We start from the raw sequence: 22,085 nt of genomic DNA, 5'->3' as shown, positions 1-22,085 counted from the left end.
GGACGTGCAGCGGGACGGGCGGTTTTCAATTATCAACGCACACGACCCCCACCCAGTTCCAGGTACGGGTGGGGGGCATGTGCGTGACATTCCGCTTACAGGTTGCGCACACCGTTCGCCAGGATCGCGTCCCGCAGGTGCGCGGCGAACCCCGGCTTCATCGCGTCGTAGAACGCGGTGAACCGCTCGTCCGCCACGTACATCTCGCCGAGGCACGTGTGCATCTCGTACGGGCAGTCGTAGAACCACCTGTGGATGTGCAGGCGGTGCTCCTCGGCCAGGTCCATCGCGCGCTCGCCGTCGGCGGGCTCGCCCGCCTCCATGGCCGCCACGTACCGGCGGCCCCATTCGGCGGACTCGTCCTGGATCCGCTGCCAGTCGTCCTTCGTGTACGAGGCGGCCCGGCGCTGCGACTCGGCGTACGCGTCGGTGTCGCCCCAGCGCTCCTCCACCTCCTGCGCGTACTGCTCCGGGTCCTCGTCCCCGAAGACCTCGAACTTCTCCTCGGGCGTGAGATTGATGCCCATCTTCTTCGCCTCCATGGCGTGCTCAACGGCCTTGGCCATCTGCTGGAGCCGGGCGATCCGGTCGGTCAGCAGGGCATGCTGCCGGCGCAGATGCTCCTGAGGATCCGAATCCGGGTCGTCCAGCAGGACCGCGACCTCGTCGAGGGGGAAGCCGAGCTCCCGGTAGAACAGGATCCGCTGCAGCCGGTCCAGGTCGGCGTCGTCGTACCGACGGTGTCCCGCGCCGCTGCGGCCGCTCGGGGAGAGCAGCCCGATCTCGTCGTAGTGGTGCAGGGTGCGCACCGTGACCCCGGCGAAACCGGCGACCTGGCCCACGGAGAAGCCCATTTCTTCCCTCCTCTGCTCGGGTACGCCCCTCACTGTGGTTCCTCACGCCGCGTGAGGTGCAAGTCCCTTCCGCGGCTACCTGCTCAGGCCCCGGTAGCGGCCCACCGCCAGCGGGAAGAAGACCGCGAGCAGCAGCAGCGGCCAGACGACCGCCAGCAGGGCCGCGTGGTCGGCGGCCCACGACGGCGGCGCCGCGGCCGGGTTGCCGAACAGGTCGCGCACGGCGGTGGCCGTCGCGGAGAGCGGGTTCCATTCCACCACCGCTCCCAGCCAGCCGGGCATCGACTCCGGCGTGGCGAACGCGTTGGACAGGAAGCCCACCGGCCACACCAGGATCTGCACCGCCTGCACCAGCTCCGGCCGGCCCGCGACCATGCCGAGCCAGATCCCGATCCACAGCATCGCGAACCGCAGCAGCAGGAGCAGCCCGAAGGCGAGCAGGGCGGCCGCCGCGCCGCCGTGCCAGCGCCAGCCGAGCAGCAGCCCGACCGCGGCGAGGACCACCAGCCCCACGGCCGACTGGAGCACGTCGGCGGCGCTGCGGCCCACCAGGACCGCCGAGGAGGACATCGGCATGGCGCGGAAGCGGTCGATCACCCCCTTGTTCAGGTCCTGGGTGACGGCCGTCAGGGTGGCCTCCAGCCCGAAGGCCATGGTGAGGGCGAGCATCCCCGGGACCAGGAACTCGACGTACTCGCCGTCGATCCCGCGTCCGCCGCCCACCAGGAAGCCGAACATCAGCAGCATCATCACGGGGAAGACCAGGCCGACGATCATCCGGACCGGCTGGCGCGCCCAGTGCGCCAGCTCGCGCCGGGTCATCGTCCAGGAGTCCGAGACCACCCATGCGGCGCTCATGCGGCCACCTCCTCGCGGTCGGTCAGGTGCAGGAAGACCTCGTCCAGCGTGGGGCGCCGGACGGCGAGGTCGGCCGCCTCGATGCCCGCCCCCTCCAGCGTCCGCAGGGTCCGGGCCAGGCCCGCCATCCGGTCCGCCACCGGAAAGCTCAGGGTCAGGGTGTCGGGGTCGACGGCGGGGTCGGGCAGCAGCCGCGCGGCCTCGGCCAGCCGGGCCGCGTCCCGCAGGACCACGACGATCCGGTCCGCCCCGACCAGGGCCTTCAGTTCGTCGGCCGTGCCCTCGGCGGCGACCCGGCCGCCATCGATGAGGGCGATCCGGTCGGCCAGCTGGTCGGCCTCCTCCAGGTACTGCGTGGTGAGCAGGACGGTGGTACCGCCGCCGACCAGGGAGCGGACCGCGGCCCACACCTCGGCGCGGCCGCGCGGGTCGAGGCCGGTGGTCGGCTCGTCCAGGAACAGCACCTCGGGGTCCGTGATCAGGGAGGCGGCGAGGTCGAGCCGGCGCCGCATGCCGCCGCTGTACTGCCCGACCGCCTTGCGGCCGGTGTCCGCGAGGCCGAAGCGCTCCAGCAGTCCGTCGGCGCGCCGCCCGGCCCGGCGCGCGCCGAGGTGGTGCAGGCGGCCGAACATCTCCAGGTTCTGCCGGCCGCTCAGTTCCTCGTCGAGCGCGGCGTGCTGGCCGAGCAGCCCGATCCGGGCGCGGACGGCCGCCGGGTCCGTGCGCACGTCGTGGCCCGCCACCCGGACCACCCCCGCGTCGTGGCGGAGCAGGGTGCTCATGATCCGAACGGCCGTGGTCTTGCCGGCGCCGTTGGGGCCGAGCACCGCGTGCACGGTGCCGTCCGCGACCTCGAGGTCGAGCCCGGCCAGGGCCTGCTGGTCGCCGTAGCGCTTGTGGACACCTTCGACGGAGATCGCCAAGGCCACTCCTCACCCACTCATTAGTCAAATTTGATTACCAGGACGCGCAAAGGTACTGCCCGCTCTTGGGCTAGTCAAACTTGATTAGGCGTACGGGTTCTCCTGGCCGTCCGCGAGGACCCCCACGAACGGCTCGCCGCCCTCGCCCGCGAAGGAGTACGCGCCCGCTTCGATCCGGTCGATCAGGCCCCGCGTCCACTCCGCCTCCGCGTCCGCGGAGTGGACCCACCTGTGCATGATCTCGCCGATGTGGCCCAGCGCCTCCGGGCCGCCCTCCGGCGTGTAGTAGTCCGTCACCGACGACCGCCACAGCGCCAGCTTCGCCAGCCGCTCCCGGAGCAGCGCGAGCACCTCCGCCCGCGGCAGATCGACCATGAAGCCGATCGCCGCCGACAGCACGTCCGTCTTCTGGTCGTACGCCGCGAGGGCCTCGCGCAGCAGCCGGAAGTACTCCTCGCGGCCGGCGTCCGTCACCTCGTACTCGGTCCGCGGCGGCCCGCCCGCCGCGCTCGGCCCCACCTCGTGGGCGTGCAGGACGCCCTGCTTGGCCATCTGCTTGAGCGCGTGGTAGATCGATCCGGGCTTGGTGTTCGACCACTCGTGGGCGCCCCAGTACTCCAGGTCGTTGCGCACCTGGTACCCGTGGGCCCGCCCGTGCTGGCGGACCGCGCCGAGGACAAGAAGCCGGATCGCTGACATGGGGCCAGGCTAAGCCCCCACCGGTCAGCCCATCGCCTTGGTGCCGTCGAGGGATTCGCGGACGATGTCCGCGTGACCCGCGTGCCGGGCGAACTCCTCCACGAGGTGCAGGAGCATCCAGCGCATCGAGACCTTGGCGTCCTTGGGGAACCAGGGCGCCGGGGGCAGGGGGAAGGTCTCGTCCAGACTCGGGACTCCGGCGACGAACTCCGCCGTCTGCCGCGCGACCTCGTCCCAGAAGGCCAGGACCGAGGGGATGGACTCGCCGTCGACCAGGCGGAAGGCCTCGCCCCAGGTCTCCTGGGTGCGCGCCTTCTCGTTCGGCGCCTGCTGGGCGAGGCGCAGCCAGTTCAGCTCGACCTCGGCCACGTGCTTGATCAGACCGGACAGGGTGAGCTCGCTGGCGCTGGGGCGGCTCGCGGCCTGCTCCTCGCTGAGCCCGAGGACCGACTCGCGGATCGCGGCGCGCTGCGCCTCGACGAAGGCGAGCAGGGTGCCGCGCTCGTCGCCGAGGACTTCGGGGGAAATCTGAGCCATGACAGACCGCCTTGTGCGTGAGGTGTCCTGAGGTGTCGTGCCGGGGGGCCTCCCCCCGACACGACACACGCTACGGAGCCTTGCGGTCAGGTCCTGTCCTCATTGGCCGTTCAGTTGCCTTCGATCTCCCCGTCGGGGCGGATCGCCGGCAGGGCAGTGGCGGGCTTCGGCAGCAGGGCCTTGGAGAGGTCCTGCTTGCCCGTCGGGTCGAGGCCGTACATCGCCTCGTAGATGTTGCGGACCGCCGGTCCCGAGGCGCCCGAGCCGGTGCCGCCCTGGGAGATCGTCATCACGATCGCGTAGTCCTCGGTGTACGAGGCGAACCACGAGGTCGTCTGCTTGCCCTGGACCTCGGCCGTACCCGTCTTGGCGTGCATCGGGATCTGCTTCTGCGGCCAGCCGCCGAACCGCCAGGCCGCGCTGCCGTTGGTGGCCACACCGGCGAGGGCCTCGTCGATGTCGTCGCGGGTCTTCGCGTCCATCGGCAGCCTGCCCTGTTCCTTCGGGGCGATCTCCTGGACCGACTTGCCGTCGGCGCTGACGATCGCCTTGCCGATGCTGGGCTGGTGGAGCGTGCCGCCGTTGGCGATGGCCGCGTAGACGGAGGCCATCTGGACCGGGGTGACGAGCGTGTCGCCCTGCCCGATCGAGTAGTTGATGGCGTCGCCCTCACGCATCTGGTTGCCCTGGCGGCAGTTCTCGTAGGCGATCTTCTCGGCGAAGGAGCCGTTCTTCTTGCCGTCGCGGCACCAGGCGTCCTTGTTCGCGTCGAAGAAGTCCTGCTTCCACTTCCGGTCGGGGACCCGGCCGGGGACCTCGTTCGGCAGGTCGATGCCGGTGCGCTTGCCCAGCCCGAACTCGTGGGCGGTCTTGAGGAACCAGTCCTTCGGGTCCTTCTTCGGCTTGATGCCGCCGTCCTTCTTCCACTCCTGGTCCGCGATGGCGTAGTAGACGGTGTCGCAGGAGACCTCCAGCGCCCGGCCGATGGTGATGTCACCGTGGCCCTGCGACTCGAAGTTCGTGAAGGTCTGGCTGCCGACCGAGTACGAGCTGGGGCAGGGGTAGCGGTTGTTGAACGGGTACCCGGCGTTGACCGCGGCCGTCGAGGTGACCACCTTGAAGATGGACCCCGGCGCCGCCTGTCCCTGGATGGCCCGGTTCAGCAGCGGGTAGTTCGACTCCTTGTCGGTGAGGGAGGCGTAGTCCTTGGCGGAGATGCCGCCCACCCAGGCGTTGGGGTCGTACGTCGGGTTCGAGGCCATCGCCACGACCCGGCCGGTCTTGGTCTCCATCACCACGACGGCGCCCGAGTCGGCCTCGTAGTCGCGGCCGGTGTTCTTGTCCCGGACCTTGCGGGCCTCGATCATCGCGTTGTTCAGCTCGCGCTCGGCCACCGCCTGCACGCGGGAGTCGATCGAGGTCACGATGCTCGAACCGGGCCGCGCCGGGTCGGTCTGGCCCTGCCCGATGACCCGGCCGAGGTTGTCCACCTCGTAGCGGGTGATGCCCGCCTTGCCGCGCAGCTCCTTGTCGTACGTGCGCTCCAGGCCGGAGCGGCCGACCTGGTCGGAACGCAGGTACGGCGAGTCCGACTTCTTCGCCTTGGCGATCTCCTCGTCGGTGACCGGCGAGAGGTAGCCCAGCACCTGGGAGGTGTTGGCAGCGTCCGGGGCCGCGTAGCGGCGCAGGGCGGTCGCCTCGGCCGTGATGCCCGGGAAGTCCTCGGGGTGCTCGCGGATCTGCAGGGCCTGCTCGGTGGTGGCCTCGTCACTGACCGGGATCGGCTGGTAGGGGGAGCCGTTCCAGCAGGGCTGCTTGGTCTTGGCGTCGCAGAGCCGGACCTTGTCGATGACCTCCTGGGCGTCCATGCCGAGCACCCCGGCGAGCCGGGTCAGCACGGACTTGCCCTTGTCCTTCATGGTCAGCAGCTCGGTGCGGCTGGCGGAGACCACGAGGTGGGTCGCGTTGTCGGCGAGCGGAACCCCGCGCGAGTCCAGGATCGAGCCGCGCACGGCGGGCTGGACCACCTGCTGGACGTGGTTGTTCTTCGCCTCGTCCGTGTACTCGGAGCCATTGCGTATCTGGAGGTACCACAGGCGTCCGCCCAGCGTGAGCAACAGTGAGAAGACCACGATCTGGATGACGACGAGACGGTTCTGGACCCGAGGGGTCCGGCCGGTCTCCGGTATGTTGCTCAACTCGTTCTCCCCCGGGCGGCTTCCTACGCCCGGCCGAGTCTAGGGGGGCGGCCCGGAAGACTCAGAACGGGAAGGTCGTCCGGCCGTGCTGGACGGAGATCCACTTCTGCGTGGTGAAGGCCTCGATCGTGGCCTCGCCGTTCAGCCGGCCCAGACCCGAGGCCTTCTCGCCGCCGAAGGCGGCCAGCGGCTCGTCCCCGATCGTGGAGTCGTTGACGTGGATCATGCCCGTCTCGATCCGCTGGGCGAAGCGGACGCCCCGCTCCACGTCCCGGGTGTGCACGGCGCCGCTCAGCCCGTAGGGGGTCGCGTTGGTCAGCCGTACGGCCTCGTCCTCGCCGTCGAAGACCACCAGCAGGGCCACCGGGCCGAAGATCTCCTGGCTCAGCAGCGGGGAGTCCTCGGGGATCCCGGCGAGCACCGTGGGTTCGACCAGGTTGCCGCGCGTAGACCCGCGTACGAGCGCCTGCGCGCCGGATTCCACGGCCTGGTCCACGAGCGCGGTCAGGGCGTCGGCCTGGAAGGAGTTGATCAGGGGGCCGATGTGGGTGTCGGCCTCGCGCGGGTCGCCCGTCCTGAGGGCGCGCACGCGCGCGGTGAACTTCTCGGTGAACTCCTCCGCGACGGAGGCGTCGACGAGGATCCGGTTCGCGGCCATGCAGACCTGGCCCTGGTAGACGAAGCGGCTGAAGACGGCCGCGTCCACCGCGTAGTCGAGGTCGGCGTCGTCGAGCACGACGAGCGCGCTGTTGCCGCTGAGCTCCAGGACCGTGCGCTTGAAGTGGCGGGCGGCGATCGCCCCGACGTGCCGGCCGACCCGGTCCGATCCCGCGAACGAGATGACCTTGGGGACGGGGTGGGTCAGGAGCGCGTCGCCTATCTCGGCGATGTCGGTGACCAGGACGTTCAGCAGGCCGGCCGGCAGCCCGGCGTCCTCGAAGATCTTGGCGATCACACCGCCGCCCACGACCGGGGCGTTCTGGTTGGGCTTGATGACGACCGCGTTGCCCAGCGCCAGGGCCGGGGCGACCGACTTCAGCGTCACCAGGAAGGGGAAGTTGAAGGGGCTGATCACCGTGACGACGCCCACGGGGAGCCGCTGGACCCGGTTCTCCTTGCCCTCGACCGGCGAGGGCAGGATCCGCCCCTCGGGCCGGACGGCGAGCTGGAGGGACTCGCGGATGAACTCCATCGCGAGGTGGACCTCGTACTCGGCCTTGGGACGCGTCCCGCCGAGCTCGTCGATCATCGCCTCGACGATCTCCTTCTCGCGCTCCTCGGTGATCCGCAGGGCGCGCTCCAGGACGGCACGTCTGATGTAGGGGCTGGTGGCGGCCCACTCCCGCTGGGCGCGCTCGGCGCCGCGGTAGGCCTGGTCCACCTGCTCGACGGTGGCCACGGTGATGGCCGCGAGCTTCTCACCGTTGAAGGGGTTGACGTCGATGATGTCCCACGAACCGGTACCGGCCAGCCATTCGCCGTCGATGTACTGGTGAGCCAGGTCGCTGAATATGGACATGCCATCCCTTACTGCGAGCGCGCACCCGTGCGCTGCACCGGAGACCGATCGGTCATCATGCACTGATCAGACGTCATACTACGTGCGAATCAAGACAGTTGGAGCAGGCCGCGCAGAAGATCCCGGGTCCGCTCCGCATCGGGGCAGTCCGCCTGGAGTCGTTCCATGGCCCGCTCGTACTGACCCACTTCCTCGCCCTTGTCCAGGTAGAGGGCGCTGGTGAGCTGTTCCAGATAGACGATGTCCTGCAGATCGGACTCGGGGAAGCGCAGCAGGGTGAAGGCTCCGCTCTCGCCCGCGTGGCCGCCGAAGGAGAAGGGCATCACCTGGAGCTGCACGTTGGGCCGCTGGGACACCTCGATGAGGTGCTCCAGCTGACCGCGCATGACCTGGCGGTCGCCGTACGGGCGGCGCAGCGCGGCCTCGTCGAGGACGGCGTGGAAGACGGGGGCGTTCTCGGAGACGAGGACCTTCTGGCGCTCCAGGCGCAGGGCGACGCGGCGGTCGATCTCGGCGGCGGTGGCGCCGGGCATGCCGCGGCTGACGACGGCGTGGGCGTAGGCCTCGGTCTGCAACAGTCCGTGGACGAACTGGACTTCGTAGATGCGGATGAGTGAGGCAGCGCCCTCCAGGCCGATGTACGTCTGGAACCACCCGGGCAGCACGTCGCCGTAACTGTGCCACCAGCCGGTCGCGTTCGCCTCCCGGACCAGTCCGAGCAGCGACTCGCGCTCCGCGCTGTCCGTGACTCCGTACAGCGTGAGGAGGTCCTCGACGTCCCTTGCCTTGAAGCTCACCCTTCCCAACTCCAAGCGGCTGATCTTCGATTCGGATGCGCGGATCGAGTAGCCGGCCGCCTCACGGGTGATGCCGCGGGATTCTCGGAGTCGCCTGAGCTGGGAGCCCAGGAGGATGCGGCGCACCACAGAACCGCTTGTCTCTGCGGTCACTAGTACTGCCCTCCCCATCGCATTGGCGTGCGCGTGGTGTGCGCGAGCGTCTTGGGACCCCCGTACCCCAGAGGCCGCAGTCTGCCACCAAAACGCATCGGCTCGTACTCGTTCTGTAACGGAATCCCGTCTGCGGCAAAAGAAGTCCGTCAGCATGCGTAGGAAGAAATGAGTCAGAACCGTCACGGGAGTGGACAGGTCCGGCGCGTGCACGTGCATCTGCCCTTGCATCCGGCCCGAGCATTCGGAACGATGGTCCCCGCGCACCTGCGTGCTGTTCGCGCCGGCGCCGGACCCACCCCGCAGTTCTTTCTGGACGGAGATGACCGCTCCGCCCGCGAATCCCGGGAGTGCCTCGCATGGGGACGAATGGATCGACCATGCTCGAGCCGTTACGGCAGGGGCTGCCCCCGGTCGACCCCACGGCCGTCTCCGGGTCCGCCTCCTGCGCTCTGCCCGCCCGCTACGACGCGGTGCGCGGAGCCCGCTCCTTCTGTCGTTCGACCCTGTCCCAGTGGGGTCTCGACGACCGCTTCGACGACGTGGCCCTGGTCGTCTCCGAGCTCGTCACCAACGCGCTGCGCCATGCCCTTCCCGAGGACGCGCGGGGTGCGGACGCCGAGCCGGAGCCGCCCGTACGGCTGCACCTGATGCGGTGGAGCACGCGGCTGGTGTGCGCGGTGCGGGACCCCAGTGAGGACCGGCCCGGCGGGGCGTTCTCGCCGGAGCGGACCGAGGAGAACTTCGACCTGGAGTCCGGGCGCGGGCTGTTCCTGGTGGACTCGTACAGCGACAGCTGGGGCTGGCACCCGCTCGCGGGCCGGCTGACCGGCAAGGTCGTCTGGGCGCTCTTCCTGCTCCAGGACTGAGGGGCCGACCGTCGCCGGTCAAGGGCGAACACAGGACAACTGGCCGGGACCGATCAGTGCGATCGGTCCCGGCCAGTGCACGTGCATGGCTTGATGGGTGCGCCGTTCCCTCAGCTGATCAGGTGATCGAACTCGCCGTCCTTGACGCCCAGGAGCAGGGCTTCGATCTCGGCCGGTGTGTAGACGAGCGCCGGTCCGTCGGGAAAGCGCGAATTGCGCATGGCGACATCGCCTCCCGGCAGCCGTGCGAACTCCACGCAGGAACCCTGCGAGTTGCTGTGTCTGCTCTTCTGCCACGTCAGCTCAAACAAGGTAGCGAGTTCTGCAGCTGCCATCCCGTTGTACGCGTGGTCCACAGGAAGCCCCCGATAGTGCAGATGTCAACTCCTCCGGATCATAGCTGTGTTCATGAGCTGCTGCACGGGCAGATGCACGTGCACGCGGGGTGGTCCGTTGATCACAGACAGGTTCGTACCCGCGGGTAACGGGCGCCGGCGCAGGGCGGGCCCCGTCCGACGGCTTTCAGGACTTCTTCAGATTTGTCCCGACCCGGGCCGTGGCTGTTCCATGAGCCGGTCGTTCGAAAAGAAGCCGGCCCGTCCGAAAGGTGGAACGCCCGTGCTCCGCAATGCCCTCGAACCCTGGCACCTGGTCCTGGTCCTGGTGGTCTGCCTGCTGGTGTTCGGTTCCAAGAGGCTCCCCGACATGGCCCGCTCGCTGGGCCGGTCGATGCGCATCCTGAAGTCGGAGGCGCGCGCCCTGCGCTCGGAGGACTCCCGTACGGACTCCCGGACGGACACCGCCTAGCCGGGCAGCGGCTTGCGGCGGCCGCCCATGTGGGCGCGGTCGGCGGCGGCCGTACCGTCCTCCCAGCCCGCGTGGTCGGTGGCGCCCCGCAGCCGGGTCGTGGTGGTCCGGGGGAACATCTCCTCCGCCCTCGAGGTGACCGCCACGTCCCGGGCCACCAGGGCCGGCAGGTTGTCGGGGGCTTCCGTCGCCGTGTGCTCGGCGGTCTCGGCGAGCCGGTGGCCGAGCCGGCTGGCGTAGGCCAGCAGGAAGGACTGCCTGAAGGTCTTCGTCCGCTTGCGCCCGCCGGAGCGCTGCGCGGCCTCCGCGCGGGTCATCGCCGCCGTGCCCTGCACGAGCAGCGAGGTGTAGAGCAGCTCCACCGCCTCCAGGTCGCTCTCGAAGCCGACCACCGTGGAGAACTCGAAACCGCTGTTCCACACCGCCCGGCAGCGGTTGGCGGTGGCCACCGCGTCGAGCAGTACCGCCTTCGCCTCCTCGTACGGCGGCTCCACCCCGATCCGGCAGGCGCCGGGCACCCGGGCCGGGCCCTTGCCGCTCGCGGCCAGCAGCGCCTCGTCCACGGTGTGCCGGGCCATCAGCTCCTGGGCCTTGGCGCTGAGCGCCTCCGCCTCGTCCGGGAAGGTGGTCGCCTCCGCCTTGGCGAGCAGGGCCCGGATCCGGCCCAGCATGCGCGGCTCGATGTGGGCGTGCTCGGCGAGCGCGTCGACCGGGTCACCGGGCAGCGGACCCACCGGTTCTATCGAGGGCAGCCGGATCAGCAGCCGCAGCACCTCCAGGAAGGCGGTGGCCAGCGTGAACCGGTCGGCCCGTTCCCGCTGCGCGAGCCGCTCGGCGTACTCCTCGTCGCCCGTCCACCACACCTCGTCGGCGCCCCAGCGCGCCGGGAGCCGGGCGTAGCGGCGCGCCTCGGCGGCGATCAGGTCCCCGGTGATCCGAAGGTGCCGCTCGTCGAGGTCCCGGCGGACCAGCCGCAGCACGTCGGCCGGCTGCCAGCCCCGCTCCCAGCCCTGGCGTACGTACGCCTCCCCGCGCGCCAGCAGCTCGCGCCCGACCGCGGGCCAGCCGCCCTGGTCGGCGACGAGCAGCGAGGCGCCGGTGTCCAGCCCGGCGTCGTCCTGGGCGTAGAGGGCGGCGGCGAAGGCTCGGTCGACGGTCCCGGCAAGGTCTCTCACACCCCTCAGCTTGGCATGTCCGCCTTCGCGTCCCATTCCCGGCGGGCGGCCTCGATCCGTGCACGGTGCGCCAGCGACCAGTCCGCGAGGCCCTTGACCAGAAGGGTCAGGCTGCGGCCGAGGTCGGTCAGCTCGTACTCGACCTGTGGCGGCACGGTGGCGTGCACGGTCCGGGTGACCAGCCCGTCGCGCTCCAGACGGCGGACGGTGAGGGTGAGCATCCGCTGCGAGATGCCGTCGACCGCGCGCTGGAGCTCCTTGAACCGGCGCATGCCGGCGCCGAGCTCCACCACGACGAGGACGGACCACTTGTCGCCGAGCCGGTCGAGGACGTCGCGGATGCCGCAGTCGTCGTCGCAGCTGAGCATCGGCTCGGGCAGGGGCTCGGGGGTGGTTATCCCGGTGTGCCCTACTGACATGGAAGTGCCTCCTTACGCGCCGTGCGACCGTCCGCGCACGATGTCCCCATCCCCCATCCCATCAGGCCGACCGGCCCGACGACGAAGGACTCCACCATGCTCTTGATCACCGGCGCCTCGGGCGGACTCGGCTCGCTGATCGCCCGTCGGCTGACGGACCGGCCCGGCGTACGGTTCGGCACCCGCGCCCCGGACGGACCCGGCCAGGTCCGGGTGGACTTCGACGACCCGGACTCCCTCGACTTCACCGGGGTGGACACCCTGCTGCTCATCTCGGCCGGCTACGGCGAGGACGACCGGGTCATCGCGCGGCACGGGGCCGCCGTCTCGGCCGCCGAGCGGGACGGGGTGCGGCACATCGTCTACACCAGCCTCACCGGGGCGGGCGACCACCTGCCGTACGCGCTGGCGCACCGCTGGACCGAACGCCGCCTGCGCGGCTCCACCGCGGCCTGGACGGTGCTGCGCAACGGGCTGTACGCCGAGCTGCTGGCCGCACTCGCCGCGCCGGGCCCCGACGGGCTGATCACCGCCCCGCTGGGCGGGGGCCGGCTGGCCGCGGTCGCCCGGGAGGACCTGGCGGAGGTGGCGGTCCGGGTGGCCCTGGCACCCGGGGCGCATGCCGGGCAGGTCCACGAGCTGGTCGGGGACCGCCCGCTGGGCGGGGCGGAACTCGCCGCGGCGGTGGGCGCGCGCTACGTCCCGGGCTCCCTGGCGCAGGCCCGCAGCGCCCTCTCGGGCCCCGACGCGGCGCCCTTCCAGCCCCCGATGCTGGTGGCCACGTACTCGGCCATCGCCGCGGGCTTCCTCGACACCCCGGACGGGGGCACCCTGCCCCGCCTCCTGGGCCGTCCCCCGCGCCCGGCCCTGGAGGTGTACGCGGCAATGGCCGCCCGTCCCGGCCCCGCCGGGGTCTGAGGCCCGGGGTCCGGGGCGGAGCCCCGGCAACGGCGCCGCACCCGCCCGGCCCGCCGCACCGCCCCTGTCAGACCCCGGTGGGACACTCGCACCCATGAGCGACCGCACTCCCCGGTGGGCCCTCGCCGAGGACGGCGACGGGTGGTGGCACGCCGCGCCCGTGCCCCCCGCCGACGGAGTCCGGATGCGCGTGCGCGACCCGGCCGACGCGGTGCGCGCCGCCCCGCCCGGCACGCGCTGGGTCTGGCGTTCCACCGCGGCCGTCTACCCGCGGCTGCTCGCCGCGGGCGTACGCGTCGAACGGTGCCACGACATCGAGGACGCCGAACTGCTGCTGCTCGGCCACGAGGGCCGGTTCGGCGAGCCCCGCTCGGCGGCCGCCGCCTGGGCCCGGCTCAACGACGCCCCCGTACCGCCCGATCCGCGCCCGCGCGCCGCCGGACCCCGCGCCCAGGACTCCCTCTTCGACCCGCAGCCCGCGCCGGTCCCCCTGGACGCCCTGCTCGCCGTCCACGCCGACCAGGCGAGGCGGCAGGGCGCCACCGCCCACCCCGACCGGATGCGGCTGCTGACCGCCGCCGAGTCGGCGGCCTTCCTCGTCGCCGCCGAGATGAACCGCGCGGGCCTGCCCTGGCGGGCCGACGTGCACCGCGCCCTGCTGACCGAGCTGCTCGGCGAGCGGTACGCGGGCGGCGGGGAGCCCCGGCGCCTCGCCGAGCTGGCCGACCGCGTGTCGGAGGCCTTCGGCCGGCGCGTGCGGCCCGATCTGCCCGCCGACGTCGTCAAGGCCTTCGCCGGGGCCGGGATCAAGCTCAGGTCCACCCGCCGCTGGGAGATCCAGGAGCTGGACCACCCCGCCGTCGAGCCGTTGATCGAGTACAAGAAGCTGTACCGGATCTACACCGCCCACGGCTGGACCTGGCTCGCCGACTGGGTCCGGGACGGCCGCTTCCGCCCGGAGTTCATCCCCGCCGGCACCCTCACCGGCCGCTGGGTCACCAACGGCGGCGGGGCCCTGCAGATCCCCAAGGTGATCCGCCGGGCCGTGGTCGCCGACCCCGGCTGGCGGCTCGTCGTCGCCGACGCCGACCAGATGGAGCCGCGGGTGCTCGCCGCGATCTCCCGCGACCCCGCCTTCATGGAGGTCGCGGGGGATGCCTCGGACCTGTACACCGCCGTCTCCCGGCAGGGCTTCTCGGGCGACCGGGACAAGGCCAAGCTCGCCGTGCTCGGCGCCGTCTACGGCCAGACCTCCGGGGACGGCCTGAAGAACCTGGCCGCGCTGCGCCGCCGCTTCCCCCGGGCCGTCGCGTACGTGGACGACGCGGCGAAGGCCGGGGAGGAGGGCCGGCTCGTACGGACCTGGCTGGGCCGCACCTGCCCGCCGCCCGCCGGCTCCGGCGAGGGGGACGAGGCCGGTGACGGCGGCGTCGACCCCGGCGAGGGGTACGGGGAGGGCGGGGCCGGGGCCCCGCAGGACCGGGAGGACGGCTGGACCCCGAGCTACGCCTCCACCAACTCCCGGGCCCGCGGCCGGTTCACCCGTAACTTCGTCGTGCAGGGCAGCGCGGCCGACTGGGCCCTCCTGCTGCTCGCGGCCCTGCGGCAGGCGACCGCCGGGATGCGGGCCGAGCTGGTGTTCTTCCAGCACGACGAGGTGATCGTGCACTGCCCGGCCGAGGAGGCCGGGGCCGTCGTGGAGGCGATCCGGGCCGCCGGTGAACGGGCCGGCCGGATCGCCTTCGGCGACACCCCGGTCCGCTTCCCGTTCACGACGGCGGTCGTGGAGTGCTACGCGGACGCCAAGTGAGCGGTGTCACGGGGCGGGGTCAGGGGGCGGGTGTTCCCGTGTTCCACTCCGGGGCGAGCGCGATCCGCCGCAGCTGCTCCATCGTCAGCGCGGGTGAGGGGCGGGTGGCCGGGCCGTTCTGGTCCGCCGTGTTGAAGGCGCTGACCACCACGCGCAGCCCGTCCTTGCGCAGGGTGTCCACCTTCCACTGGGTCACGCTCCGGTCCTTCTCGCCGGGCCCCGCCGTGACCTTCACCTTCGTACCGTCGGACCCCGGGGCGACGGCGGAGTTCCCCGTGAAGCCCGAGGGGTTCGCGTTCGGCTGGACGTTGATCTGGACCAGGGACCTGCCCCTGCCGTCGTCGAGCACGACGTAGCCGTACGTCCCCTGCCCGCCCTTGGAAGCGATCGGGACGGTGATCCCGCACCGGTTCATCAGCTGCTCCAGGGCGTCCACGGCCTTCCGGTCCCGCAGGACGACCGACTCCGGCGGGGGCGCCGGCTCGGGGTCGGCCGCCGGCAGGTCGTTCAGGGCCGCGTGCCAGGTGTCCGAGGTGACCAGGGTCTTCAACTGCTCGATGGTCAGCGGCGGGTCGGTCCGGGAGACGGCGGCGTCCTTGTCGGCCGCGGCGTTCCACTCGGAGGCGTCGACCAGGAAGCCCCGCACGGTCACGAGCACGGCCCGCCAGACCTTGGTGTCCGTCCGGCGGTCCGGGTACTCGTACCCCTGGTGGAGGAGCAGCCGGGAGCCGTCCGGCAGCTGCTCGGTCCGGCAGGCGTCGTAGGACTGCAGGTTCTCGTCCTCGCACTCGGTCTGCGCGCGGGCCGAACTGCCGAACGGGTCCACCCGCTGGAGGCCGAGGGAGATGGCCGCCGGGCCCTTCCCGTCGTCGTACACGGCCCCGACCCGGGGTCCCAGCTCGTCGTCCGTGCCCCGCGCCTTCGGCTCGGTGAGCCGACCGCCCGGCAGCAGCGACTTCAGGTTGCCGATCATCTGCTCGGCGGTGACCGCGCCGGTACCGGTCTGCCGCCCTTCGGCCCGCGGGGTCGCCCGCGGCGCCGCGGCATGGACCGCGCCCCCGGCCCCGGAGCCGCCGAACAGGCCGCCGGCGCAGGCCCCCGCCCCGGCGGTCAGGACCAGGGCCAGCGCGGATCCGCCGACCACGGCGGCCCGGCGGCGCGCCCTGCGGCGCCCGCGCTCCTCGCCCGCTTCCGCGAGGGCTCCGGGGTCGGCCGTGAAACCCTCCCCCGTGCGCCGGAGGGCTTCGGCGAGTTCGTCTTCAAAGGTCATGGGGAATCAAGCCTTCCGTTCAGCGGTCCACGAAGGCGGTGAGGCTGCCGCCCAGCTGCTCCCGCAGCCGGGCGAGCGCGCGCGAGGTCCGGGTACGGACCGCCGCCGAGGAGGCGTTCATCGCGTCGGCGGTCTCCTCGACGCTGCGGTCCTCCCAGTAGCGCAGCACCAGCACCGCCCGGTCCTTGGGCGCCAGCCGCCCCAGCGCCTCCAGGAGCGCCAGCCGCAGCGCCGGATCCCCGCCGTCCGGCGAGGGCCCGCCCACGTCGGGGACCTCCCCGACCGGCCGCTCCCCGGCCGAGCGGCGGCGCCGGTGCGTGAGGAAGACCCGTACCAGCACCGTCTGGGCGTACGCCGCCGGATTGTCGATGCGGGAGATCCGGCCCCACCGCTGGTACATCCGTCCCAGGGTCTCCTGCACCAGGTCCTCCGCGAGGTGGGTGTCCCCGCCCACGAGCAGGCATGCCGACCGGTACAGGTGGCCCGAGCGGCCCGCCGCGAACTCGCGGAACCCGTCCCTGTGCTGCTGCCGCATGTGCTCCCCCCTCGCGTCCCTACCCTCCCTGTGACGCGGCGGCGGCGGAGAATGTTTCATCCTCCGCCGCCGTTCCCGCCGCTGCTCCCGCCGCCGCTCCCGCCGCGACCGGTCAGCCCAGGTCGTGGAAGTACACGTGGAACTCCTCCCGGACGAAGCCCTCCGCCTCGTACAGCCCCTGCGCGACGGTGTTGTCGTACGCCGTCTCCAGCTGCACCCCGGACACCCCGGCCTCGCGGGCCCGGCGCAGCACCTCGCGCAGCAGCGCCCGGCCGGCCCCGGTGCGGCGGCCGGACGGGGTGACGTAGAGGTCGTTGAGGACCCAGGCGGTCCGCAGGGAGAGCGACGAGAAGCCGCGGTAGACCTGCGCGAAACCGACCGTTCCGGCTCCCGGGACATCGGCGAGCAGCACCAGCGACTCGTCCTTGGCGATCCGCTCCGCCAGGAAGGCCCGCGGGGCGTCCGGGTCCTCGATGTCCACCTCGTAGAAGTCGAGGTAGCCGCGGAACAGCACGGCCGCCGCGTCGACGTCCGCCTCGCCGGCCGCGCGGACCGACACCGCGGGAGCGGAGTCCTCCGCCGGGGGCCGGCCGTCCCGCTCTGCTGCCTGACCGTTCATGTGCGTCTCCCTCAGGGGTGTTTCGCGTTCCGCGGACCGTGGTGGACGGAGGGTGCCGGTCCCTCCGGACCACTGGCGCCCCCGACTGCCTACGCTACGGCGGGAGTCGGCGGTGGCGAAGGACGGGGCGCGCACGCGGCGGCGGGCCCCGGGACCGAAGTCCCGCGGCCCGCGGGGCACATGGGAGTGACGGGCGGCGGCCCGCTCAGGACGCCGGCTGGGCGGGAAGCGTGTAGACGTGGCCGGGGGTCACGATCTTGGTGATCGCCTCGCCGAACAGGGTGCTGGGCTCCTGGCCCCGGTACCCGATGTCCGTGTTGAGCAGCACGACCAGCGTGGCCTTCGCCTGCGGCAGGTAGAGGACCAGTGACCCGTAGCCCGGCAGTGAGCCGTTGTGCCCGATCCAGCCCTGGACCTTGAAGATGCCGAGGCCGTAGCCGGTACCCGGGAGCGCGTCGACCACGTCGAGGCGCTGGGCCTGGGCGGCCGGGGTCAGCAGGGTCCCGGTCGCCAGGGTCTTGGCCCAGCTGCGCATGTCGGGGAGGTCGGAGATCATCGCGCCGGCCGCCCAGGCCCAGGAGGGGTCCCAGTCGGTGGAGTTCCCGACCTTGCCGGAGGCCGTCTGGTCCGTGTAGCCCTGGGCGTGCGGGCTGGGGAACTCCGGGCCCGTGGGGAACACGGTGTGCTTGAGCCCGGCGGGCCCGACGACCTCCCGGTCGATGAACCGGTCGAGGGGGACGCCGCTGACCTTCTCCACCACCAGTCCGAGCAGGATCAGGTTGGTGTTGCAGTAGTAGAACTTGGCGTTCGGCTCGAAGAGCACCGGGTGCTTGAAGGAGTAGCCGAGCAGCTCCTGCGGGGTGAAGCGCCGGTCGGGATCGCTGGTCAGCGCCTTGTAGAAATCCTCGTCCGCCGAGTAGTTGAACAGACCGCTCCGCATCCCGGCCAGCTCGCGCAGGGTGATCTCGTCGCCGTTCGGGACGCCGTCGACGTACTTGCCGATCGGGTCGTCCAGGCCGACCTTCCCCCGGTCCACCAGCTCCAGCAGGGCGGTCACGGTGAAGGTCTTCGTCACGCTGCCGATCCGCATGTTCAGGTTCGGGGTCATCGGCGCGCCCGTGGCCTTGTCGGCGATGCCGAAGGACCGTACGTAGTCGCCCTTGCCCGGGGCCGACACGGCCACGATCACGCCGGGGATCTTCGCCTCCGCCAGGACCTTCTCGATCGCGGCGTCCAACTGGCGGGTGACGGCGGGGGTGAGCGGAGCGAATCCGTCCGGGGCGGGTGTCGGGGTCGGTGCCGGGACCGTCGCGGCCGGCGCGGACGCCGCCGGGTCTCCTGCGTGCACCGCGCCCGCCCCCGTGCCCACGGGCCCCAGCACGAGGGCGACGGCCGCCAGGGTCACGGCCGCACTGCGCCGGCGTGTCGTCATGCCCGGCCTCCTCACCCCGTGAGCCAAGGAACCATCACTCCACGCTAGACCTGTGCACCCGGGCGGGCGACCGGAGCGGTGAACGCCGAACTCGTCCAAAAATCTATTCTAGAAATATCTCCGGATCGGCCAGACTTCCCCCATGACCGGTCGTACCTCCGGCCCCTGGCCGGAACCCGACGAGCAGCGACCCGCCGGCTTCGGCCCGCCGCCCGCCCCGTTCGCACCACCGGCACCACCGGCACCACCGGCACCACCGGCACCGCGATCCGGCGGCCGCGGCCGCCGGCCGCCCCGGCCCGTGGCCGCCGCCGGCGCCGCCCTGGCGCTGCTCGCCGCCCTGCTCCTCATCGGCGGCGGCGCCTACCGCCTCACGGTCCGCGGCGGGCCCGCGCAGCCCCTGGCCGGGCCCACGGGTACGCCGCCGGTCGACCGGGGCGACGGCAGGGGCCCCGGCGGGGGACCCGACGCCTACGACCACAACGCCGGCATCCGGGCGGGCGAGGCCCGGGTCTGGCTGCGCGACAACCAGGCCGAGGTGGCCGGGTCGGGCACCTCGCAGTACGGCCCCTGGCGGGTGGGCGACACCGTGGTCGGCGCGATCCAGAGCGGTCTGACCGGCTATGCGGTCGCCGACGGCCAGGAGAAATGGAAAATCCCGCTCCGGACACCGCTGTGCGGGGTCCCACCGGCCCCGTCCGCGACCGGCAAGCTCGTCGTGGGGGTGAAGGAGAGCACCTCGGAGACCTCGCGCTGCACCCACCTCCAGCAGATCGACCTCGCCACGGGGCGGGCGGGCTGGAAGGTCGCGCTGCCGCAGGAGAACGCCCACGACACCACGACGCAGTTCGAGCTGTCGATCAGCGGCGACACCGCGGTCGTCGTCCGGTCGGCCGTCATGAGCGCCTTCTCGGTCACCGACGGCCACAAGCTCTTCGGCACGTCGAGCCCGGACGGCTGCTACCCGTACGGCTCCGCCGGGGGCTCGCGGCTGATCGCCATCCGCCAGTGCCCCGATCCGAAGGACGCCGCCGCACGCGGACAGGCGATGGTCGAGGAGCTGGATCCGGCCACCGGCGCCGCCCGGTGGAGCTACAAGTACGCCCCGGACTGGACGGTCGGCCGCGTGCTCTCCGTCGACCCGCTGGTGGTCACCGCGCACCACAAGGACAAGAAGACCTGGAACCTCACGGCCTTCGCCGCCGACGGCGCGGTCCGCTCGCAGAGCTCCCCGGCCTTCGGGGTCAGCGGCCGGTGCAACGGATTCGGCAACGCGAGCGGCTTCCAGGAGTGCTACGCCGCCGCGGCCGACGCCGACAGCCTCTACATCGGCGCGGGCAAGCCGGGCGCCACCCTCGACACCGAGGCCACCGACCAGGTCGTCGCCGTCGACCTGAACACCGGCAAGGAGCGGTGGCGCACCCCCGAGCAGCCCAAGGGGCGCACCGTGTGGCCGCTGGCGGTCGAGGACGGCAGGGTCCTCGCGTACGTCACCCCCGGCAACGACGGGGCGGGGGCGGTCGTCTCCCTCGCCGCGGCCGACGGGGCCCCGGGGCCGGCCTTGCAGAGCCCGGCCGCGGCCCGTGGCGCCGAGGGCGTCTTCTACCCCCACGGGGTCCGTATCGCGTGGTCGGGCGGACGGCTGTTCCTGCTCAACGGCCGGGTCTACAGCCCGGAGCCGCGCAAGGCGAGCCACGCGATCCTGTCCTTCGGCAAGTAGGGCAGGCAGGTACCAGGAGGGGCACCGTGCAGAACCCGTACCACCGGCCGAGTCACCCCGGCGGCCCGTACCCGCCTCCGCCCTTCCCGCAGCCGCAGGAGCCCGGCGCAGGGCGCCGGACCGGCAGGCGACGGCTCGCCGCCGCGATCTGCGCCCTGACCGCCCTGGCGGTGGCGGCGGCAGCGACCGGCGTCGCACTCGGCGTCCGCGAGAACCGCGAGCGCGCGTCGGCGGCCGCGGCCGCGTCGGCCGCGGACCCGACGAGGCCGCTCGTCGCGGGCTGGAAGACCGTGCTCAACCCCAAGCACGGCACCGCGTTCGACGTGCCGCCGGGGTGGGAGGTCCTGGAGCCCCAGGTCTTCAGCGGGTACGCCGACGACAAGGATCCGGAGAAGCTGCTCATCGGGCACACGGCCCCGGCCTTCTACAAGTCCCAGTGGTGCAGCATCGACGCGAACGGCGACGGCCAGGTCACGGACGTCCGGCTCGCCGGCACCGGCACCAAGGGCGCCGGCGGCGCCAAGGACCCCGCCGACATCGCCGTGAAGGAGGCGCCCACCTGGGTCTACGCCGCCTACACCCAGCCCGACAAGAGCGTGGTCACGGCGGACAAGCCGGTGGAATACACCACGAAGTCCGGGCTCAGGGGGAGTTACGTCAGGGCGCGCTCCTCGGGCGCCCGGCGGACCGACCGCTGCGCGGGCGACGGCCAGGCGGTCGTCTTCGGCTTCAAGAACTCCCGGGGCGACCTCGTCTCCTGGAACTTCTACGGCCGCACGGGCGTCCCTGGCGCCGTCGACGACGCCCTGATCATGCGCATCCTGAGCACGGTCCGGCTGGCGGGCGATCCGAAGGACCCCGGCACCGGGCCGTGATCGCCCTCGCCCGCCCGCCGGTCTGTGCGGTCGTGTCAGCCCTTCAGCAGCCGGGCCTCCGCCTCCTCGGAGAGGCCGTCCGCGAGGGCCGGCCCGGCCCCCGGGACCGACCGCTGCCAGGCCCAGGTGTCGGTGACCGTCTCGGAGACCGGGCGGCAGACGAGGCCCGTGGCATGGGCCCGCGAGACGTCCCCCGCGTGGACCGCGGCGTGGAAGTCCGTACCGGGCGGGGCCCAGACGGGCAGGTCGGTCCACGGGGAGAGGCCCGCGGCGGCGATCGCCTCGGGGGAGGTCCAGCGCAGCTCCGCGGCCGCGCCCGTGACGCGCACGCAGAGGTCCAGGAGTTCACCGATGGTGGTGTGGCCCGGCTGCGAGACGAGGTTGCAGGGCCCGTGCAGGGACGACTCCAGCGCGTCCAGGAGCCAGGTCGCCAGGTCGCGTACGTCGATGTACTGGAGCGGGGTGTCCCGGGGGCCGGGGGCCGGGACCTCGCCGCCCCTGGCGATGCGGGACAGCCACCACGGCAGACGGCCCGCGTTCTCGCGCGGGCCCAGGATCAGGCCCGGCCGGACCAGGAGGGTGCGGTCCTCGCCGAACGCGCGCAGCACGGCCAGTTCCGACCCCCGCTTGTCGGCCGCGAAGTCGGTCGCCTCCGCGTCCGGGTCGCCCCCGGCCAGCGGTCCGGACTCGTCCAGCCCCGCCGGCGCCGGCCACGCGTACACCGACCGGCTGGAGACGAAGGCGTGGCGTCCGGCGCGCCCGGCCAGCAGGTCGGCCGCGTCGCGCACCACGGTCGGGGCGCCCGACCAGGTGTCGACGACCGCGTCCCACTCCCCCGTCGCGAGGGCGGCCAGACCGTCGGGGTGCGTGCGGTCGCCGTGGCGGACCCGCACGCCGGGCGGGGCCGGGTGCTCGCCCCGGTGGAAGACGGTCACCTCCCAGCCGCGGGCGACCGCGCCCTCGGCGACGGCGCGCCCCGCGAAGTCCGTTCCGCCCAGCAGCAGCAGTCTCATCCTGGTCCCTCTCCGTGGAGCTCGTCCGTCGTGTCGTGCGGCGCGCGGACGCCGCCACGGGCCCGTGGGTGGGGCCGGCGGCGGC

At 72.5% G+C, this 22,085-nt stretch carries 21 protein-coding genes and 1 pseudogene; 6 read left to right on the top strand and 16 right to left on the bottom strand.

The genetic code is table 11. From position 1 onward, the window contains the following. Nucleotides 1–95 precede the first annotated feature (95 nt). The 8 genes and pseudogenes from ACXNSR_RS21675 to ACXNSR_RS21640 all read right to left on the bottom strand — a co-directional run bounded on the left by ACXNSR_RS21675 (nucleotide 96) and on the right by ACXNSR_RS21640 (nucleotide 8,556). Nucleotides 96–854 carry a MerR family transcriptional regulator gene (locus ACXNSR_RS21675; protein ID WP_458637191.1) on the bottom strand — a complete coding sequence of 253 codons (759 nt, stop codon included), beginning with the start codon at nucleotides 852–854 and terminating at the stop codon, nucleotides 96–98. A 75-nt stretch (nucleotides 855–929) separates the two neighbouring features. Then, entirely contained in the window at nucleotides 930–1,712 is a 783-nt protein-coding gene (locus tag ACXNSR_RS21670; RefSeq protein ID WP_458637190.1) for an ABC transporter permease, read from the bottom strand. Continuing rightward, a complete protein-coding gene (locus tag ACXNSR_RS21665) occupies nucleotides 1,709–2,641 on the bottom strand; it encodes an ATP-binding cassette domain-containing protein (protein ID WP_458637189.1) in 933 nt (310 codons plus the stop codon). Before ACXNSR_RS21665 ends, ACXNSR_RS21670 begins: the two co-directional genes overlap by 4 nt. 78 nt (nucleotides 2,642–2,719) lie before the next feature. Then, nucleotides 2,720–3,334 (bottom strand): PadR family transcriptional regulator, encoded by a 615-nt coding sequence (locus ACXNSR_RS21660; protein WP_458637188.1) that lies wholly within the window; start codon nucleotides 3,332–3,334, stop codon nucleotides 2,720–2,722. A 24-nt stretch (nucleotides 3,335–3,358) separates the two neighbouring features. Further along, nucleotides 3,359–3,871, bottom strand: a complete 513-nt coding sequence (locus ACXNSR_RS21655; RefSeq protein WP_458637187.1) for a DinB family protein — start codon at nucleotides 3,869–3,871, stop codon at nucleotides 3,359–3,361. Between the two features lie 119 nt (nucleotides 3,872–3,990). Further along, nucleotides 3,991–6,069 (bottom strand): annotated as a pseudogene (gene mrdA / locus ACXNSR_RS21650) (penicillin-binding protein 2); the annotation flags it as partial. Between the two features lie 61 nt (nucleotides 6,070–6,130). After that, the gene (locus ACXNSR_RS21645) at nucleotides 6,131–7,588 is read right to left on the bottom strand and encodes an aldehyde dehydrogenase family protein (protein ID WP_458637186.1); all 1,458 of its coding nucleotides are present in this window, start codon (nucleotides 7,586–7,588) and stop codon (nucleotides 6,131–6,133) included. A gap of 89 nt (nucleotides 7,589–7,677) precedes the next feature. Continuing rightward, the gene (locus ACXNSR_RS21640; protein ID WP_458637185.1) at nucleotides 7,678–8,556 is read right to left on the bottom strand and encodes a helix-turn-helix domain-containing protein; all 879 of its coding nucleotides are present in this window, start codon (nucleotides 8,554–8,556) and stop codon (nucleotides 7,678–7,680) included. Nucleotides 8,557–8,897: 341 nt separating this feature from the next. On the opposite strand from ACXNSR_RS21640, the gene ACXNSR_RS21635 reads away from it, so the two are divergent. Next, complete coding sequence (locus ACXNSR_RS21635; protein ID WP_078851551.1) at nucleotides 8,898–9,407, top strand: ATP-binding protein; 510 nt, start codon at nucleotides 8,898–8,900, stop codon at nucleotides 9,405–9,407. 110 nt (nucleotides 9,408–9,517) lie between these two features. Here the strand turns inward: ACXNSR_RS21635 and ACXNSR_RS21630 are convergent, their stop codons facing one another. Further along, a complete protein-coding gene (locus tag ACXNSR_RS21630) occupies nucleotides 9,518–9,763 on the bottom strand; it encodes a DUF397 domain-containing protein (protein ID WP_030726905.1) in 246 nt (81 codons plus the stop codon). 262 nt (nucleotides 9,764–10,025) lie between these two features. Between ACXNSR_RS21630 and tatA the strand changes: the two genes are divergently transcribed. Beyond that, nucleotides 10,026–10,214 (top strand): Sec-independent protein translocase subunit TatA, encoded by a 189-nt coding sequence (gene tatA / locus ACXNSR_RS21625; RefSeq protein WP_458637184.1) that lies wholly within the window; start codon nucleotides 10,026–10,028, stop codon nucleotides 10,212–10,214. On the opposite strand, the gene ACXNSR_RS21620 is transcribed toward tatA, so the two are convergent. Both ACXNSR_RS21620 and ACXNSR_RS21615 read right to left on the bottom strand, forming a co-directional pair. After that, the gene (locus tag ACXNSR_RS21620) at nucleotides 10,211–11,425 is read right to left on the bottom strand and encodes a DUF2786 domain-containing protein (protein WP_458637183.1); all 1,215 of its coding nucleotides are present in this window, start codon (nucleotides 11,423–11,425) and stop codon (nucleotides 10,211–10,213) included. The genes tatA and ACXNSR_RS21620 overlap by 4 nt on opposite strands. After that, entirely contained in the window at nucleotides 11,395–11,808 is a 414-nt protein-coding gene (locus ACXNSR_RS21615; RefSeq protein ID WP_327384002.1) for a winged helix-turn-helix transcriptional regulator, read from the bottom strand. The genes ACXNSR_RS21620 and ACXNSR_RS21615 overlap by 31 nt, the downstream gene beginning before the upstream one ends. A 96-nt stretch (nucleotides 11,809–11,904) precedes the next feature. On the opposite strand from ACXNSR_RS21615, the gene ACXNSR_RS21610 reads away from it, so the two are divergent. Together ACXNSR_RS21610 and ACXNSR_RS21605 are read left to right on the top strand one after the other, a co-directional pair. Beyond that, nucleotides 11,905–12,726 (top strand): NAD(P)H-binding protein, encoded by an 822-nt coding sequence (locus ACXNSR_RS21610; RefSeq protein ID WP_458637182.1) that lies wholly within the window; start codon nucleotides 11,905–11,907, stop codon nucleotides 12,724–12,726. A gap of 94 nt (nucleotides 12,727–12,820) precedes the next feature. Then, nucleotides 12,821–14,536, top strand: coding sequence for a bifunctional 3'-5' exonuclease/DNA polymerase (locus tag ACXNSR_RS21605; RefSeq protein ID WP_458637181.1), 1,716 nt, complete (start codon nucleotides 12,821–12,823; stop codon nucleotides 14,534–14,536). A gap of 19 nt (nucleotides 14,537–14,555) precedes the next feature. Here the strand turns inward: ACXNSR_RS21605 and ACXNSR_RS21600 are convergent, their stop codons facing one another. The 4 genes from ACXNSR_RS21600 to ACXNSR_RS21585 form a co-directional block, all read right to left on the bottom strand. Further along, nucleotides 14,556–15,806: a hypothetical protein gene (locus ACXNSR_RS21600; protein ID WP_458637180.1), complete on the bottom strand. Its 1,251-nt coding sequence runs from the start codon at nucleotides 15,804–15,806 to the stop codon at nucleotides 14,556–14,558. 19 nt (nucleotides 15,807–15,825) lie between these two features. Beyond that, complete coding sequence (locus tag ACXNSR_RS21595; RefSeq protein WP_458637179.1) at nucleotides 15,826–16,341, bottom strand: SigE family RNA polymerase sigma factor; 516 nt, start codon at nucleotides 16,339–16,341, stop codon at nucleotides 15,826–15,828. Between the two features lie 112 nt (nucleotides 16,342–16,453). Continuing rightward, a complete protein-coding gene (locus ACXNSR_RS21590; RefSeq protein WP_458637178.1) occupies nucleotides 16,454–16,960 on the bottom strand; it encodes an N-acetyltransferase family protein in 507 nt (168 codons plus the stop codon). Nucleotides 16,961–17,165: 205 nt separating this feature from the next. Next, nucleotides 17,166–18,392, bottom strand: coding sequence for a serine hydrolase domain-containing protein (locus tag ACXNSR_RS21585; RefSeq protein WP_458637177.1), 1,227 nt, complete (start codon nucleotides 18,390–18,392; stop codon nucleotides 17,166–17,168). A gap of 142 nt (nucleotides 18,393–18,534) precedes the next feature. On the opposite strand from ACXNSR_RS21585, the gene ACXNSR_RS21580 reads away from it, so the two are divergent. Continuing rightward, nucleotides 18,535–20,112, top strand: a complete 1,578-nt coding sequence (locus tag ACXNSR_RS21580) for an outer membrane protein assembly factor BamB family protein (RefSeq protein ID WP_458637176.1) — start codon at nucleotides 18,535–18,537, stop codon at nucleotides 20,110–20,112. Between the two features lie 26 nt (nucleotides 20,113–20,138). Next, nucleotides 20,139–20,987, top strand: a complete 849-nt coding sequence (locus tag ACXNSR_RS21575; protein ID WP_458637175.1) for a hypothetical protein — start codon at nucleotides 20,139–20,141, stop codon at nucleotides 20,985–20,987. Between the two features lie 35 nt (nucleotides 20,988–21,022). On the opposite strand, the gene ACXNSR_RS21570 is transcribed toward ACXNSR_RS21575, so the two are convergent. Then, nucleotides 21,023–22,000: an NAD-dependent epimerase/dehydratase family protein gene (locus ACXNSR_RS21570; RefSeq protein WP_458637174.1), complete on the bottom strand. Its 978-nt coding sequence runs from the start codon at nucleotides 21,998–22,000 to the stop codon at nucleotides 21,023–21,025. Between the last annotated feature and the right edge of the window lie 85 nt (nucleotides 22,001–22,085).

It is taken from the genome of Streptomyces sp. NC-S4 (assembly GCF_054353315.1).
Note: the sequence above shows the minus strand (reverse complement) of the source record. Positions and strands in the feature narration are given on the sequence as shown.

Coding starts and splice junctions, on each gene's coding strand:
- ACXNSR_RS21585 (WP_458637177.1), bottom strand. CDS start 18,392: ATGACGACACGCCGGCGCAGTGCGGCCGTGACCCTGGCGGCCGTCGCC.
- ACXNSR_RS21615 (WP_327384002.1), bottom strand. CDS start 11,808: ATGTCAGTAGGGCACACCGGGATAACCACCCCCGAGCCCCTGCCCGAG.
- ACXNSR_RS21670 (WP_458637190.1), bottom strand. CDS start 1,712: ATGAGCGCCGCATGGGTGGTCTCGGACTCCTGGACGATGACCCGGCGC.
- ACXNSR_RS21605 (WP_458637181.1), top strand. CDS start 12,821: ATGAGCGACCGCACTCCCCGGTGGGCCCTCGCCGAGGACGGCGACGGG.
- ACXNSR_RS21660 (WP_458637188.1), bottom strand. CDS start 3,334: ATGTCAGCGATCCGGCTTCTTGTCCTCGGCGCGGTCCGCCAGCACGGG.
- ACXNSR_RS21675 (WP_458637191.1), bottom strand. CDS start 854: ATGGGCTTCTCCGTGGGCCAGGTCGCCGGTTTCGCCGGGGTCACGGTG.
- ACXNSR_RS21645 (WP_458637186.1), bottom strand. CDS start 7,588: ATGTCCATATTCAGCGACCTGGCTCACCAGTACATCGACGGCGAATGG.
- ACXNSR_RS21570 (WP_458637174.1), bottom strand. CDS start 22,000: ATGAGACTGCTGCTGCTGGGCGGAACGGACTTCGCGGGGCGCGCCGTC.
- ACXNSR_RS21640 (WP_458637185.1), bottom strand. CDS start 8,556: ATGGGGAGGGCAGTACTAGTGACCGCAGAGACAAGCGGTTCTGTGGTG.
- ACXNSR_RS21595 (WP_458637179.1), bottom strand. CDS start 16,341: ATGCGGCAGCAGCACAGGGACGGGTTCCGCGAGTTCGCGGCGGGCCGC.
- ACXNSR_RS21610 (WP_458637182.1), top strand. CDS start 11,905: ATGCTCTTGATCACCGGCGCCTCGGGCGGACTCGGCTCGCTGATCGCC.
- ACXNSR_RS21600 (WP_458637180.1), bottom strand. CDS start 15,806: ATGACCTTTGAAGACGAACTCGCCGAAGCCCTCCGGCGCACGGGGGAG.
- ACXNSR_RS21635 (WP_078851551.1), top strand. CDS start 8,898: ATGGGGACGAATGGATCGACCATGCTCGAGCCGTTACGGCAGGGGCTG.
- ACXNSR_RS21620 (WP_458637183.1), bottom strand. CDS start 11,425: ATGGGACGCGAAGGCGGACATGCCAAGCTGAGGGGTGTGAGAGACCTT.
- ACXNSR_RS21580 (WP_458637176.1), top strand. CDS start 18,535: ATGACCGGTCGTACCTCCGGCCCCTGGCCGGAACCCGACGAGCAGCGA.
- ACXNSR_RS21590 (WP_458637178.1), bottom strand. CDS start 16,960: ATGAACGGTCAGGCAGCAGAGCGGGACGGCCGGCCCCCGGCGGAGGAC.
- ACXNSR_RS21655 (WP_458637187.1), bottom strand. CDS start 3,871: ATGGCTCAGATTTCCCCCGAAGTCCTCGGCGACGAGCGCGGCACCCTG.